Source organism: Actinophytocola sp., from assembly GCF_035634895.1.
Classification (GTDB): Bacteria; Actinomycetota; Actinomycetes; order Mycobacteriales; family Pseudonocardiaceae; genus Actinophytocola.
In genome coordinates this window covers 89,594-105,321 of record NZ_DASQCC010000124.1, presented here as the reverse complement: position 1 = coordinate 105,321, position 15,728 = coordinate 89,594, and the positions used below count along the sequence as shown (strand labels likewise).

General features: G+C 69.9%; 8 protein-coding genes and 1 pseudogene. 6 read left to right on the top strand and 3 right to left on the bottom strand.

From position 1 onward, the window contains the following. From VET29_RS18180 to VET29_RS18170, 3 genes and pseudogenes are all read left to right on the top strand, one after another. Positions 1–228 (top strand): annotated as a pseudogene (locus VET29_RS18180) (MFS transporter); the annotation flags it as partial. Positions 229–921: 693 nt separating this feature from the next. After that, the gene (locus VET29_RS18175) at positions 922–1,173 is read left to right on the top strand and encodes a hypothetical protein (RefSeq protein ID WP_324921744.1); all 252 of its coding nucleotides are present in this window, start codon (positions 922–924) and stop codon (positions 1,171–1,173) included. A gap of 1,618 nt (positions 1,174–2,791) precedes the next feature. After that, positions 2,792–5,605, top strand: coding sequence for a helix-turn-helix transcriptional regulator (locus VET29_RS18170; RefSeq protein ID WP_324921742.1), 2,814 nt, complete (start codon positions 2,792–2,794; stop codon positions 5,603–5,605). Here VET29_RS18170 and VET29_RS18165 read toward each other — a convergent pair whose 3' ends face one another. Next, entirely contained in the window at positions 5,606–6,454 is an 849-nt protein-coding gene (locus tag VET29_RS18165; RefSeq protein WP_324921740.1) for an SDR family NAD(P)-dependent oxidoreductase, read from the bottom strand. Between the two features lie 70 nt (positions 6,455–6,524). On the opposite strand from VET29_RS18165, the gene VET29_RS18160 reads away from it, so the two are divergent. Then, positions 6,525–7,406, top strand: a complete 882-nt coding sequence (locus VET29_RS18160; protein WP_414636527.1) for a LysR family transcriptional regulator — start codon at positions 6,525–6,527, stop codon at positions 7,404–7,406. 3 nt (positions 7,407–7,409) lie between these two features. Here the strand turns inward: VET29_RS18160 and VET29_RS18155 are convergent, their stop codons facing one another. Then, the gene (locus VET29_RS18155; RefSeq protein ID WP_324921737.1) at positions 7,410–11,162 is read right to left on the bottom strand and encodes a glycoside hydrolase family 2 TIM barrel-domain containing protein; all 3,753 of its coding nucleotides are present in this window, start codon (positions 11,160–11,162) and stop codon (positions 7,410–7,412) included. A 45-nt stretch (positions 11,163–11,207) separates the two neighbouring features. Then, positions 11,208–11,882, bottom strand: coding sequence for an HAD family hydrolase (locus VET29_RS18150; protein WP_324921735.1), 675 nt, complete (start codon positions 11,880–11,882; stop codon positions 11,208–11,210). Between the two features lie 73 nt (positions 11,883–11,955). On the opposite strand from VET29_RS18150, the gene VET29_RS18145 reads away from it, so the two are divergent. Together VET29_RS18145 and VET29_RS18140 are read left to right on the top strand one after the other, a co-directional pair. Continuing rightward, on the top strand, positions 11,956–12,546 hold the full coding sequence (locus tag VET29_RS18145; RefSeq protein ID WP_324921733.1) for a class I SAM-dependent methyltransferase: 591 nt from the start codon (positions 11,956–11,958) through the stop codon (positions 12,544–12,546). Positions 12,547–12,674: 128 nt separating this feature from the next. Then, entirely contained in the window at positions 12,675–15,728 is a 3,054-nt protein-coding gene (locus tag VET29_RS18140) for a glycosyl hydrolase 115 family protein (protein ID WP_324921730.1), read from the top strand.

Sequence of the window (15,728 nt, the reverse complement as noted above, 5' to 3'; positions counted from 1 at the left end):
CCGTTGTCCGCCACGTTCCGGCTCGAGCACACACCGGCGGACCGGGTGGTGAGAACACTGACGGCGTGGTCGGTCACCGTCCGGGCCAGCATCGCCGCACTGACGGTGCTGTGGGGGTTGTTGGCGTCGGTCACGGGCACCCGGACCGCGCTCGGGCTCGCCGGGGTGTGCCTGCTGGCCACGCCGTGGTTGCTGCCCCGGTCCACAGCAGTCCGCGTAGGCGGTTGAACAGCTCGTCGTGGCCGTCGACGCCGAGCCGGGTCGTCACGCGTACCGCGTGGTTCTCGACGGTCTTCGCCGCCGACCTTGGCGGCCACCTGCCCAGCGTCGCGTCGGCGAGCGCCGCCTCTCCGCACTGTGTCGCGACAATTGCCGCGACCTCGGCGGGGCTGTGCGGGAGGAGCACGGCTTCCCCGGCGGGCTCGAGAAGTCCCGCGAACCGCGTCAGGGTCGGAGAGCGCTGCCGGCAGGTCCCCGTCAATCGTCGCCAGCGGACCGTTGGCGAGCAGGCGAATGGCAGGGGCGGTGAGGGTGGGGGTGTCGTCGGTACTGGGCGGGGCCGTGTCGAGCACCGCGTGGGCGTTGCGGGATCGCCGGTCGCGAGGAACGCCGGCACGGCCAGAAGAGCGTCGGCGTCGCCCGGGACAGCTCGGCGGCGCGGCCGGCGAACCCACGCTGGGCGAGCACGACCGCGGTCACCGATATCGCGCCACCGGTCGGCAGGGGCGTGTCCGCGATGGACAGGGTCTCGTCGGCCGGCCGCGACGCGCGGGCCGAATCGCCGGCGTCCTGGTTGTGCCGGGCAGGTGACAGGCCTGCCACCTGCGCGAACGGCGGGGTCGAAGAACTCACCGGCGAGCTGAGGGGAGGTGCGCAGAGCCTTGTCGGCCGCGAGCACCTCGGAGGCGCGGGCGCCGTCGCATGGGCGTCGGCGAGGCGACGGCCGGCGTCGAGCACCGGACCGCCGTGGCTGAGCGAGATCTCGGCGTGGCGGCGCTGCATGTCGCGGGTGCGGAGGACCGTCATGAGGTTGCGGACGAAGACGATCAGCTCGCCACTGTCGGTGAGCAGACCGGCAGCGCGGGCGGCCTCGACGGTGTCAGTGAGCCCGGCGGGGTCGGTGCCGGGAGCTCTGCCAATACGCCGGCGTCAAGTGCCTCGATCAGTTGGTAAATAGCCGGTTCGCGGGGCTCAAGAAGATAACGAAGCCGCTCGGCGAGACCCGGCGAGACCGAAATCCGGCTGGGCGCCGGAACCGCTCGGGGTGTTCGGGGTCGAGGCGGCCGGTGTCGAGTAGTGCCTGAGTGACAAGACCGACGAACATCGGCAAGCCGCCGGACTTGCTCGAACACGAGGGCAGCCAGGGTGGCAGAAGGCTGGCATTTGCCACGCCGCCCGACGACCGCTGCCACCGCCTCCTTGTCGAGGTACCCAAGCACGACGGCGAGTGGTGCCGGGAGAGCCGCGCCCGAGTGCCGACAGCCCACCGTGCCGCGGCCACAGACGGTAAGTGACCACCGTGCGCGGCCCGGGGTTTCCAGCCCGCGTCCGCAGCACCGCAAGGGTCGCGGAATCGAGCCGGTCAGCATCGTCCACGAGCAGTGGAACGGTCTCGGCGACGCCCGCGAGGTCGGTGCCCCGATGGACCCCGACGGGCCTGCTACCAGCCCGTTCGTAGGTCAGCTCGATGGCCCTGAGCAGGGCCGACTTCCCAGTACGCGAGGCCCGACGACGACGGCGGTGAGCCCGTCTCCCGGGGCGGCGGCGAGTGCCGGAAGATCCAGCCGGCAGAGGGCACCAGCGGCTCCGGTGGCGCGGACCGCTCCGCCATTGGATGTGCCACACCCATTGATTCTGTGACGGAGCGTGCACCATCACATGGTCGTCAAGGTCCGTGCCAATGCATATGCACGAGCAGGCGCATGTTGATCACAGTTTCGTCACCCGATCGGGGTAGTGATCGTCCCGGCAACTGCCCTTCCCACATCCGTCAGTTGACCGATGTCTCCTACGTCGCCCCCGGCGCAGACTGGCTATTGTCAGAAAAGACTGAAGAGCGAATCGCTTTGGGGTGAATGTGGTGGCCGCGGAGGACTGGCACGACGAGCTGGTGCTTGTAGCAGAAATGTCGAGCATCAACAATCAGATCGCCCGGTTCGTGCTACGCATGCTGGACACGGACGCCCAACGAAGAGAACAAATCGCAGTAGCCGACGAATGCCGGCTCGGCGGCCGGCTCGTCAATCTGGGCTACGCATTGCAGGACAGAGCTGTACACCGGGCAGCAGGGCGCGGTCGAGATGCTGGTACCACCTCGACGGCGCCCTGCGACCGGGTTCTATCTCGGAGTCAACTGACCAGGAAGTGCTGACAATTGCATCCCTTCGGGCACTTGTCAGTTGTGGGTCATCTCCGGCACTATGGTGTTGTGAGTCATCTCGGGAGGGTCTGCGGCCGCGGTACCGGCCACTCCGACCACCATGACCACCGACGCCACGAGGGCGACCACTATCCGCGCGACATTCACTTTGCCTCCCAATATTCCTCAACCGGGTTGTTGGATAGAAGAGAAGATCGCGCGAATAGTGGTACACCATCGCAGCGAGTGTGGAGAGTAGTTGGGCCCAAACTATACCGTCCAACAAATGATCGCATACGGTTCTAAAATAGCTCAAGTAATTCCTAATAACCGAGAGTTAACAAACGAGCAACGGAATGACCACGGCCTCGGTTGGCGTAACCTTCCCGCCAACCGTTGTTCCATGCGGCGATAAGCAATACTGTCGAAGCCATGCCGAGTGACGCTCACGCGCTAGTCGGCCGCGAGGCCGAGTTGTCCCGACTACTTGGATGGCTCGACGACCTCGCATCCGGCACCGGCCACGCGGTGCTGATCGAAGGTGAGCCTGGCATCGGCAAGTCCTCCCTCGCGCGCGCGACGGTCGCCGCGGCGGAGCAACGGAACTTCGCGACCTTCTGGGCCGAGTGTGACGAGCTCGGCCGGACGCTCCCCCTGCAGCCGCTCCTGGAGGCCTTGCTGTCCAGGTGGTCCGGCGAACCACGTCTTGACACCATCCAGCGGCTGCTGCGCGGTGAGCTCCCCAGCTCGGTGGATCCCGCCGTGGCCGCCGCGGAGCAGATGCTCGCCCTCATGACCAAGCTGTCCAGCGCGAACCCGACGGTGGTGGTCGTCGACGACCTCCAGTGGGGTGACCTCTCGACGATCAGTGTGTGGGAGTGGTTGGCGCGGTCACTGGACCGCTCCCCGTTGCTGCTGATCGGCATCGTTCGTCCCGTTCCGCAACGCGACGAGCTGCTCGCGGTGCGGCGCGTGGTCGGCGCGGACGGCCTGCTTCGCCTCGACGGTCTGGCAGAGCAGGCAGTGACCGATCTGGTGGCGACGATCTCGGAGGGCCAGCCCGGCGAGAACCTGATGCGGCTCGCAGAAGAGGCGGGGGGCAACCCGCTGTACCTGACCGAGCTGCTGGACGCGCTGGTTCGAGCCCAGCGGCTGACCGTGAGCGAGTCCGGCGCGGTCGAGGTGGTGAGCGGTCCGGTACCCGACTCGCTCGTCGCCGCGATCACCGACCGGCTCGACTTCCTCCCGACCGAGGTCCGAAAGGTGTTGCAGGCGGCGGCCTTGCTGGGCGGGGAGTTCCTGGTCGCGGACCTCGCGATAGTCCTCCACCGGAGGGTCGCCGAACTGGTACCGGCCATCGACGAGGCACGCACCGCTGGTGTGTTGAAGGACCTCGGCGACAAGCTCGCGTTCCGGCATCCGTTGATCCGAAGCGCGCTCTACGACGACATCGCCGGTCCGCTACGGCCGGCGTGGCACGGCGACGCGGCCAAGGCCCTCGCCGCGGCGGGCGTCCCCACGCCCCGGGTCGCCCGTCAGTTACTCCACGCCATCAGCGTTCCGAACGCGGACCCGCTGGACGACGCGCTGCTGAACTGGACTGTCGACGCCGCACCGTCGCTGATCGCCCAAGCACCGAAGGATGCCATCCAGCTCCTGCGCAAGGCGTCCGACCGGTCGCCGGCGAACACCCCCCGGGGGGCCGTGCTCGTGTGCCGGTTGGCGGAGGCGCTGTACCGCGCGGGCGAGGGTGATGAAGCGGTACAGGTCGCGAGCCGGGCCATGAGCATGGTCGCCGATCCGGACCTACTTGTCGATCTTCATTGGACGGTCTCGCAGTCTCGGGCGATGCTCGGCCGATCCGACGAGGCCTTGGAAGCGTTGGAGCGCGCGTACGGGATAGCGGGTATCTCCGCGCAGCAGCGGGCCCGGCTGCTCGTGCTCACCGCGCGGGCCCACCGGGATCTCGGGGAGGTGTCGGTAGCCGGCAACGTGGCCGCCAAGGCGTTGGCGACCGCGGAGGAGGCCGGCGACAACTGGGCCCTCGGGTGGTCGCTGCACGTCCTGACCGTGGTTTCGATCATGCGTGGCGACGTCGCGATGGCGCTGCCCCTCTTCGACCGTGCTCTGGATGTGATCGGAGACGACCCCACTCTCACCGACCTACGCTTGCTGTTGCAGATCAACAAGGCCGTCGCGCTCGGGGACCTCGATCGGTACGACGAGGCGTTGGGCACCGCCCTCAAGGTTCGGCAGCTCGCCGACCGCAGCGGCAGCCTCGTTCGGTTGGCCCAGGCGCAGACCACGTTGGGAGAGTTACTGTTCGAGGTCGGACGGTGGGATGACGCACAGGCCGAGATCGATGCCCTGCCCGACGACTTCAAGGATCCCGGCGCCACCTGCTGCGACCGTGGGATCGCCGCGGTCATCGCGTTTCACCGGGGCGATCCGGCTACCGCGCGACGGCACCTGAGTCTGGCGGCGCCCAGCGCGGAGCAGATCGGCAACCGGGTGGTGTCGTCGCTGACCTTGGCTCTCAGCCTCGACCATGAGGTGGCTGACCAGTCGGATCAGGCGTTGGCCGTGCTCACCGCCCGGGTCGCTGGAGATGCCGAGGAGCTCGACGAGCTCGAGGACCTGCTGCCCGAGGTCGCTCGGCTCGCCTCGCACACCGGGACAGGTGATGCGGCGGCCGACGTCGCCGAGCAGGCGGCGATTCTCGCTCGGCGGTCGCAGGTGCCGCATCGGCTTGGGACCGCTGCTTACTGTCGCGGGCTGCTGGAACGGGATCCCTTCCTGTTGCAGCAGGCCGCCGATCGGTACCGCGACGCTGGGCGTCCCCTCCTGCGGGCCAAGGCGCTCGAGGCCGCCGCCATCAGGTTTGCCACTCGTGGGGACCGGGATGCCGCCCGGTCCGCCTTCACGCGGGCCGACGAGCTCTACGACCGGCTCGGTGCCAACTGGGATCTCGCCCATCTGCGGGCCCAGCTTCGTCAGCACGGCATCCGGCGGGGGCCTCGGGTCAAGCATCGGCAGGTGCAGGAAGGGTGGGCGAGTCTCACGCCGACCGAGACGAAGATCGCCGGGATGGTGGCCGAGGGTATGTCCAACCGGCAGATCGCCGAGCAGTTGGTGCTCTCCCCGCGGACCGTTGGCACCCACGTCTCGCACATCCTGGCCAAGCTGAACGTGCGGTCGCGCATCGACATCGCGCGGGAGGCCGCTGAGCACGACCGCACGGCCTGATCAGCTGACCTCGCGGTCCATCGGTTCGCCGTTCCGCCACGGTAGGACCTTGCCGAACTGCACCAGTTCTCCGTACATCGCCGGGTCCAGGGGGTTCAGGACCAGGTCCACGATCGGCTTTGCCGACTCCGCCGGGGTCTTCGCCCGGCTGAAGTCGTCGAACCACGGGCGGGACGCTCTCGTGTCGACCAGGCCCGGGCAGACCGCGGCGATCAGCCTGCCGTTGGCCAGGTCCTCCGCACGTCGCCTCGTCGCCGCCGCGCGGACGGCCGCCACCTGTGCCACCTTGGACGGCACGTTCAACCACGCCGGCCAGCCCTTCTCCCGGGCGGTGCCGTCGTGGATGGACCTTCGCCAGTCGTCGACCGCTGTCTCCACCTCGGCCAGGGTCACCTCGTCGAACAGGGGGTGTAGCCGGGGATCCAGGTAGCCCAGTGTGCCCAGGCCGCTCGCCACGATCAGCAGCCTCCCGCCGGGAGGCAGGGTCGGGGCGAACGAGCGCAGTACGGCGTGTGTGGCGCCGTTCGACACCGCCAGGAACTCGTCCGCCTGTTCGGCCTGGGGGCGGTCCGGTACCAGCGGGGCGATGGCGTTCGAGATCACGATGTCGGTGTGTCCCAGTTCGCCGGCCAGCGACGCGATGGCTTCCGGGTCGCTGACGTCCAGCACTCGGCCCTCGACCTGGCTCGTGGCGCGCGCACGGGCTCGGTCCGCCGCCGCCGCTACCCGGTCGGCGTCCCTGCCGGTCAGCAGGACGCGGTCCGACGGGGCCAGGCGGGCGGCCAACTCCTCGATCAGTGCGTACCCGATGCCCTGGTTTGCCCCGGTGACAAGGGCTGTACGTGTCATGCCACCACGGTAGGAACATCGCGATCATGCGGCCAACGAAAGTTCCGCAACCATGGTATGCGTAAACCTCATGGACCTCTCCATCACCGGGTTGCGTGTGCTTCGCGAGGTGGCCGAGCGGGGCACGCTCACCGCCGCGGCGGGCGCGCTCGGGTACACCCAGTCGGCCGTCTCACGCCAGATCGCGACGCTCGAGCAAGTGGTCGGCGCCGTCCTGCTCGAACGCCGCCGGGACGGCGTGCGCCTCACCGCCGCCGGACAGGTGGTGTTGCGCCGGGCCGTCAACGTGCTCAGCGAGGTGTCCGCGGCGGAACGTGAGCTGGCCGGGCTGCCCGACGAGGGTGGCGTCGTCCGGCTCGGGTGGTTCGCCAGTGCCGGCGGTGCGCTCGTGCCACGTGCGCTTGCCGCGCTTCGCCGTAGCCATCCGGCGATCACCGTCACGAGCCGGGAGGGCAGCACGCCGTCGCTCGTCCGTGCGCTGCGGGCCGGCACCCTCGACCTCGCGCTCCTGGCCGCGGTTCCGCCGTTCCGGCCGTTCGACACCGTGTCGCCGCCGCTGCGGGTGTCGACGCTCACCGAGCGGGACCTGTGTGTCGCGGTGCCGGCCGGGCATCCGCTCGCCGCGGCGCGGTCCGTGTCCGTCGAGGACCTCCGTGGTCAGCGGTGGATCGCCAGTTCCTCCGCGGGCGAGATGGGGGTCTGGCCCGGACTGGACGAGCGGCCGGTCATCGCGCACACCGCACGGGACTGGCTCGCGAAGCTCGCCCTCGTCGCGGCGGGTGCGGGGATCACCACGGTTCCCGCTGTCCTGGCAGCGGTCGTACCAACCGGTGTGAGCGTCAGACAGGTCGGCGGGGAGCCGCGTCGCCTGGTGCTGGCGCGACTCCCCCGACCACTCACCGGTCCGGCCGGTCACGTCGTCGACGCCCTCCGTGCCGCGGCGGCAGACTAGCCCCTACGCCCCTGCCGGCAGTCCGGCCCGCGCCTCCGCCGCGGTCAGTGGGCGCAGTGTGAGCGTGTACTCGTACGTCTGGTTCTGCTGGACCTGGTAGTGCTCCCGCACCGGGTTCGGCGTGTCGCCGACGCCCGTGACCGCGTACGAGGCATGCAGCGTGTGCCAGCCGTCGTTCGGGCGCAGCTGGAACGGGTACGCCGCCCGGTCGAGGTCGTCGTACCGGGTGACGCTCACATCCCTGGCGCCGGCGACCAGGAGGCCGCCGGTGCGGCCGTCGGTCAGCAGCGCCCACCGCGCGTCGGTGTGGTTGCCGTGGTCCTGCGGCCGGTAGTAGGGCGTGTACTGGTCCTCGACACTCGAGGAGTACACGCCGATCGACGAGCCCTCACGCCGGTCGACGTAGCTCTCCACCTTCCTGCCGTACCAGGCGAACCGGTCGTAGGACGACGGCACCGCCAGCCGCACGCCGATCCTGGGCAGGTAGGTGAGCGTGCGCACGTCGCCCTGCGGAGTCACCCTGTGTCCCAGTTGGACGGTGCCCGTGCCGTCGACCGTGTACGTCATCGTCTGGTCGAACCACGCGCCGCCCACGTCCGGCGCCGCCACGCGGGACGTCACCGCGACCTGGACACCGGAGGGCGCGGGGGTGACCGTCACACCGGTGACCGTGGTCGCCAACCGGTCGAGGCCGACCCGCCGCCAGTCCTCGCCCTCGGCGCGGCCCCACGCGAAGGTCTCGTTGCTGATGGGCGCGCGCCACGCGTCCAGCTCAGGACCGCGGGTGAGCAACTCCCTGCCCCGCACGACGATCGAGGACAGCGCGCCGGACTTCTTGTCCACCGTGTACCGGGTCTCGCCCACCGAGGCGACCACCGCCGCGTCGGTCTCGGTCGTGGTGACCGCGCGCCGCGGTGCCGCGTCGAGGCCGGGCACGCGGGTGCCGTCCAGGAAGAACTGGTCGTGCGCCAGCACCTGCCCGCGCGGCAGGGTCGCGTCGCCGGCCGCGGTCACCGCTTCGACGGTCAGGAACCGTTCCCGGTCGCGGGGGTTGGCCGGCACGGGAACCGGTACGGTGCCGGTCGATCCGGCCGCCACCCGCAGCGGTTGTTCGCCGCTCGCCACGACCTTCGACCCCTCGGTCACCCGCCAGCGCAGCCGGAGACCGTCGGTGCCGGCGAACTGCCGCTCGTTGCCGACCGTGAGAGTCCCGGCGGCGTAGGAGAACCGCAGCGGCTGCTGCGCCCACGCGAGCTGCGCCGTCTCCGGCTGCGCGTAGCGGTCCGAGCCGACCAGACCGTCCAGCCCGGACAGGCTGGAGCCGTACGCGAGGTAGCTCCCCCGCTCCTGGATGCGGTCGAAGTCCAGTGCCAGCAAGGCATTGCCGGCCGGCGTGTCGCCGGACAGCTCGGCGGCCGTCAACGCTCGGTCGTAGATGCGCACGTCGTCGACCACCCCGTGCGCCATCCGGCCGATGGAGCTCGGGTCGTTCCACGACGTCTCGAAGTCGCGACCGATCTCGACGTCGGCGGACGACGAGTCGATCCGGCCGCTGAACGCCAGGTTCCCGACCTCGCGTCCGTCGATGTACAGCCGCAGCATCGAACCGTCGTAGGTGCCGCTCACCCGGTGCCAGTTGCCGTAGAAGTCCGCCGGCACCTTCGCCTGCACGAACCGCCAGGTGCCACTGTGGATGAAGAACTCCAGTGTGTCGGCCGTCTTCATCTTCAGCGTGTACTGGTGGTCGCCCTTGCCGACGATGCGGAAGTCGCCGCTCCACGCCGCCGGCTTCACCCACGCGTCGAGCGTCACGGCCGTGCCGGTCAGGTCGAGCCTGCGGTCCCGGTAGACCTCGACGAAGTCATCCAGGCCGGACAGGTGAAGACCTTTGCCCCGGTGTCCGTCCACAAGCGACGGTGCGCCCGACAGGTGCGCGGAGATGCCGTTGCCGGACGTGTCCGGCACGATCCGCAGGGGCTGGCTGATGCTCTGCTCGGCCCAGTCCCAGATGAACCCGCCCTGTGTCTGCGGGTGCGCGCGGATGATGTCCCAGAACTCACGGAAGTTGCCGAGGCTGTTGCCCATGGCGTGGGCGTACTCGCCGAAGATCAGCGGCTTGGTCGTGGTTTCCGCCTGCTGCGCGAACCTCTCCGGCGACGGGTAGCGCGGCCCCCACACGTCGGCGTACGGCGCGTCACCGTCCGGGTTGTTGGACTGGTGGTACTTCGGCCGCGTCGGCTCGTTGGCGGCCAACCAGTCCGCCATCGCGAAGTGGTGCGCGCCGAGGCCCGCCTCGTTGCCGGTGTCCCACATGAACACGCTCGGGTGGTTCTTGTCCCGCTCCACCATGGCGACGAGCCGGTCGAGGAACGCGGCCCGCCACTCGGGCTGGTTGGCCTCGCACCACACCGCGCAGTTCTCGTGGTCGTGGGTCTCGATGTCGACCTCGTCGTCGATCCACAGCCCGCGGGAGTCCGCCAGGTCGTAGAAGTACGGGTCGGACGGGTAGTGCGACGTCCGCACGGCGTTGAGGTTCAGCCGCTTCATCAGCGCCACGTCGTGCCGCTGGGCGGCGCGTGGCACGTGCCGGCCGTGCTCCGGGTCGGTCTCGGCGCGGTTCACCCCCTTGAACAGCACCCGCTTCCCGTTGACCAGCAGGACCCGGTCGCGGATCTCGATCTCCCGGAACCCGACGGTGTCGCTCGTGGTGTGCGTGACGCGGCCGTCCGGTCCCGTGAGCGTCAACACGACGGTGTAGAGGTTCGGCGTCTCGTCCGACCACTTCGCGGGGTCGCGGACCGGCAGGGCCAGCTGGGCGGTCGTGGGTCCGGTGACGTCGACGACCGTGCTCGTCCGGCCCACCTCGCGCCCGCGCGGGTCACGCAGGCTCGCCGTCACCCGGTGCCGCCCGGTCGTCCCACCGGCCTTGTGGCCCAGCTCGACCGCGGCCGTGAGGGTCGCGTCGGTGTAGGCGGCGTCGAGATCGGTGCGCAGCGTCGCGTCCTGGAGGAAGGTCGAGGGCGTGGTGTACACGTTCACATCGCGGAAGATGCCGGCGTACCGCCACTGGTCGTAGTCCTCGAGGTAGGAGCCGGCCGTCCACCGGTGCACCTGCACGGCGAGCCGGTTGTGGCCCGGCCGCAGCGCCGCGGAGATGTCGAACTCGGCCGGCGTGTAGCCACCCTGGTCGTAGCCGACGTACCGGCCGTTGACCCACACGAGGTAGCCGGAGGTCACGCCCTCGAAGCGCAGGAAGGTCGCGCGCCGGGTCCAGTCGGCCGGCACGTCGAAGTCGCGCGTGTAGGCGGCCGTCGGGTTGACGTCCCTCGGCACGTGGGGCGGGTCGTCCGGCTGGATCTCGGTCGCGATGTTCCGGAAGATCGGGTGGTCGAGCCCGTCGGTCTGCCACGTGTGCGGGACGGTCACCTTCCGCCAGCGCGAGGTGTCGTAGCCGTCGGCCTGGAACCCGGCCGGGACGTGCTCGGGCAGGTCGGCCATGGCGATGCGCCACTCCCCGTCGAGCGAGCGCACGTACGGGCTCCGCTCCGCCCCGCGGGCCGCGCTCGCGGTGCCGGCGTACGGGCGCAGGAACGCGTGGTGCGGCTCCTGGCCCTCGCCGATCATCTCGGGGTTCTCCAGGTAGGTGTAGACGTCACCACCCGGCGGGCCGGCCACGGGTTCGGCGACGGCGCGGGGTGGCGGCGTCACCACCCCGGTCAGCAGTGCCAGCGCGACGAGAACGATCTGGTGACGCATCCCGACCTCCGTGACATAAACGGCACAGCGGTCAAAATGTTAGCGTTAACCCGCCACGGCGGGTAGCAAACCGCTCACTGCCTGGCGCAATGCCGATGGGCGCTCCGGGGTCGGCACCGGGTCGACGATCACGGTCGTGCAGCCGATGGCCGCGGCGCCGCCGTCGTTCTCCGGGCTGTCGCCGACCATCAGCGCCCGCTCCGGCGCGACCCCGATCCGCTGGCACGCCATCGCGAAGATCTTGGGGTCCGGCTTGACCACGCCTTCCACATAGGACAGGACGAACTCGTCGACCAGGTCGGCGACGCCGTGCTGCCGGAACACGCTCCGGATCTCCCACGCGATGTTGCTCACCACGGCCACCGGCACACCGGCCGCGCGGAGCTCACGCAGCACCGGCTCCGTGTCCGGGTAGGGCCGCCAGGCCAGCGGGTCCGTGACGCTCTCGTACACCGCGTCGGCCTCGGCGGGCGTCAGCTCGACGCCACTGGCCGCGAGCAGGCCCATATAGACGGTGTGGTGCACGTCCGGGTCGAGGTCGCGGCGCTCCCACGCGTCGACGAGGTCGGGCGGGATGAGCTCGGCCGGCATCGTCGGGACGGTCAGCACGCTGGTCAGCCGCGCACGCGCGGCCTCGCCGACCGTGGCCGAGGGCCAGTCCGGACCCGGCTCGAAGCGGAACAGGGTGCCCGAGAAGTCGAAGAGAACGCCGTGGATCATGCCTCAACCCTACGTGTTGCCAAACCAGCAACAAAGGTTGCCGACATCGGACCTCGCGGGTGATCGTGTCCCCATGGACCAACAATTCTGGGATGACCTCTACCGCACGAAGGACAGACTCTGGAGCGGCGCGCCGAACGGGATGCTGGCCGTGGAGGCCGCCGACCTGCCGCCCGGCCAGGCGCTCGACCTCGGCTGCGGCGAGGGCGGCGACGCCATCTGGCTGGCCGGGCGGGGGTGGCTCGTGACCGCGGTCGACATCTCACGGGTCGCGCTCGAACGGGCGGCGGCCGCCGCGGGTGACGCGAAGGTGAGCTGGACCCACGCCGACCTGAGCACGTTCACCCCGCCGACCGGCGCGTTCGACCTGGTCTCGGCGATATACCCGGCGTTCCCCCACACCGCCGAGCAGACGGTCCACGGCATGCTGGCCGCGGTGGCGCCTGGCGGCACGCTGCTCGTCGGCGGCCACGACCTCACCGGCTGGGACGACCACAACCCCCACTTCGACCCGACCGCCTTCTACACCCCGGGCGAGGTCGCCGAGCTGCTCGACGACACGTGGACGGTGCTGGTCAACGAGATCCGGCCGAGGGTGTCACCGGCGCCAGCGGAGACCGGTCACGTGAACGACGTCGTTCTCAAGGCACGCAAGAAGACCTGAGACGAAAGTTTCGAAAGCCGTTGAACCGCAAGCACTCTGGATTCCCCGCGGCGCGCTGGCTATCGTAGGCAGGTTACGGAACTGTTCCGAAAGTTTCGGCTCCGCCCTGCGATAGTACGGAGATCGACATGAGAAGGACCGCCGCCCTCATCGTGCTTCCGCTTCTCGCCGCCGCGGTCACCCCCGCCGTCGCCGCTCCCGCCGCCGTGGCGGCGGCCGAGGAGTCCTATGTGGTCACCACCCCCCGGCCCGACGCCTTTCCTTTGGTGGCGAATGGAAGAGCCGCGCCGATCGTGGTGAGCGCGGGTGACCATCCCGGCGTGGTCCGGGTGGTCGGCGACCTCCGGGACGACGTCGAGCGCGTCACCGGGGTGCGGCCGACCACGTCGTTGAACGACGTGCCGGGCGGCAGCGAACCCGTTCTCGTCGGCACGATCGGTGCGAGTCCGCTCATCGATGGCCTGGTACGCCACGGAAAACTCGATGTCACCGGCATCGCCGGGAAGTGGGAGACGTCGCTGCAGCAGGTGGTGCGCGACCCGCTGCCCGGCATCCGGCGTGCGCTGGTGATCGCCGGCAGCGACCATCGGGGCACGATCTACGGCGCCTACGACGTCTCCCGGCGCATCGGCGTCTCGCCGTGGTACTGGTGGGACGACGTGCCGGCGAAGCACACGGACCAGCTGTACGTGTTGCCCGGCCGGCACACCCAGGGCACGCCGGCGGTGAAGTACCGCGGGTTCTTCATCAACGACGAGAACCCGGCACTCGACCGGTGGGCGCCGACGCAGTTCGGGCAAGGGCTTGCTCCGGGGTTTCCCGGCGGGCTGAACAGCCGCTTCTACTCGCGGGTGTTCGAGACCATGCTGCGGCTCAAGGCGAACTACCTGTGGCCGGCGGTGTGGGGCCGCGCGTTCGCGGAGGACGACCCGGCCAACCACGCGACCGCCGCGCTCTACGGCGTGGTCATGGGCACCTCGCACGAGGCGCCGATGATGCGCGGCATCGAGGAGTGGAACCGCCACGCCGTGCCCGCCGTCCGCGACGGAGCCGGCAATGTCGTGACGCCCGGCCACGACCCGTACGGCGGCACGGGCGAGTGGAGCTTCCGCCGCAACGCCGACGCGATCAAGGCGTACTGGGCCGACGGCATCGAGCGCATGAAGGAGCAGGGCTTCGAGGGCGTGGTCACGCTGGGGATGCGTGGCAACGGCGACGTCGGCCTGCCGGACGGCGACGGCATCGAGCTGATGCAGGAGATCCTCGACAGCGAGCGGCAGATCCTGGCCGACAAGGGGATGTCCGGCGTGCCGAAGGTGTGGACGCTCTACAAGGAGGTGCAACGCTACTGGGACAAGGGCCTGCGCGCGCCCGACGACGTGACGGTCGTGTTCACCGACGACAACTGGGGCAACATGCGCAAGCTCCCCGACCCGAGCCTGCCGCCGCGCGCCGGCGGGTACGGGATGTACTACCACTTCGACTATGTCGGTGGCGGCCGCAACTACAAGTGGGCCGACACGATCAACCTGGACAACACGTGGGAGCAGCTCGACGCGGCACGCGGCTACGGCATCGACCGGCTGTGGGTGGTGAACGTCGGCGACATGAAGAACGAGGAGCTGCCGCTGCAGTTCTTCCTCGACTACGCGTGGCGGCCCATCCCGCTGCGGGACGTGCCGCGGTGGGAGAAGAGGTACGCGGCGGAGAACTTCCCGGCCCGCCACGCGGCCGAGATCGCCGGCGTCCTGCACGACTACGGGGTGCTGCAGGCTCGGCGGAAGCCGGAGCTGCTCAACCGGCGGATCACCAGCGGTCCGGGCACGACGGTCACCTACGACGACCAGATGACGCCGTACTACCTGGAGAACTACCGCGAGATGGACCGCGTGACCGCGGACTGGCAGCGGCTGGCGTCGCGCGCCGAACGGGTCGGACGCGCACTGCCGGAGTCCTATCAGGACGCCTACTTCCAACTCGTCGGCTATGCGACGAAGGCGACGGCGAACCTGTACTCCCTGCGGCGTGCGGAGTTCACGAACATCCTCTACGCGCGGCAGGGCCGGGCGGCCACGAACGACCTCGCGGCCGAGACCGACGCGCGGTTCGCGGACGACCAGGCGTTGAGCACGTACTACAACACCGAGCTGGCCGGCGGGAAGTGGAAGAACTTCCAGTCGCAGCCGAAGATCGGCTACGGCGACGTCGCCAGGTACGGCCCGAACGCGCCGTGGCAGCAGCCGGAGCTGAACAACCAGGCACTGCCGGACGAGGTGTTCCCCGCCGTGCGACGGATCCAGGTGCCGGCGGCGGCCGACATGGGCGTGGCCATCGATGGTTCGGACCAGTGGTGGCCCGCCGCGACGACACCGGCGGTGCTGCCGACGTTCAGCCCGTACCAGAGCCAGCCACGACAGTACGTCGAGGTGTTCAACCGGGGCACGACCCCGTTCGACTACCGGATCTCCTCGGCGCAGCCGTGGGTGTCCGTGTCGAAGTCCCGTGGCACGGTGGACAAGCAGGTACGTGTCGAGGTCACGGTGGACTGGCGGCGGGCACCACGCGGCACCACGCGGGTGCCGCTGACGGTCACGGGCGCGGGCCGGACGGTGGTCGTCGAGGCCGTTGTGGACAGTCCCGCGAGCAGGCCGAAGCGGGGCTACGTCGAGGCGAACGGCTACGTGTCGATCCCCGCGGACGGCGCCAGCCGGGTCGTGGGCGACTGGCTGCGGATCCCCGACATCGGGCGGGACGGCGCCGGGATGCGGCCGGCGCCGGTCACCGCGCCGCGCCGGGAGCCGGCCGGCGCTCGGCTGGAGTACACGGTGAACGTGAACACCACTGGCCCGGTCACGGTGTGGGTGTACCTGTCGCCACGCAACAACGTGCATCCCACCGACGGGCTCACCTACGCGGTGTCGCTGGACGGCCAGGCGCCGCAACGGGTGAACGTGACCACGGCGACCGGCGCGGACGACACCGCGATGAACCGGCAGTGGGAGCGCAACACGTCGGACAACGTGAACCGCACGGCCACCACGCAGGTGATCGACCGGCCGGGTGAGCACGTGCTCAAGGTGTGGGCCGTCGACCCGACCGTGGTGGTGCAGAAGATCGTCGTCGACACCGGCGGGCTCGCGCCGAGCTACCTCGGGCCGCCGGCCAGCACCCAGGTGCGCTGA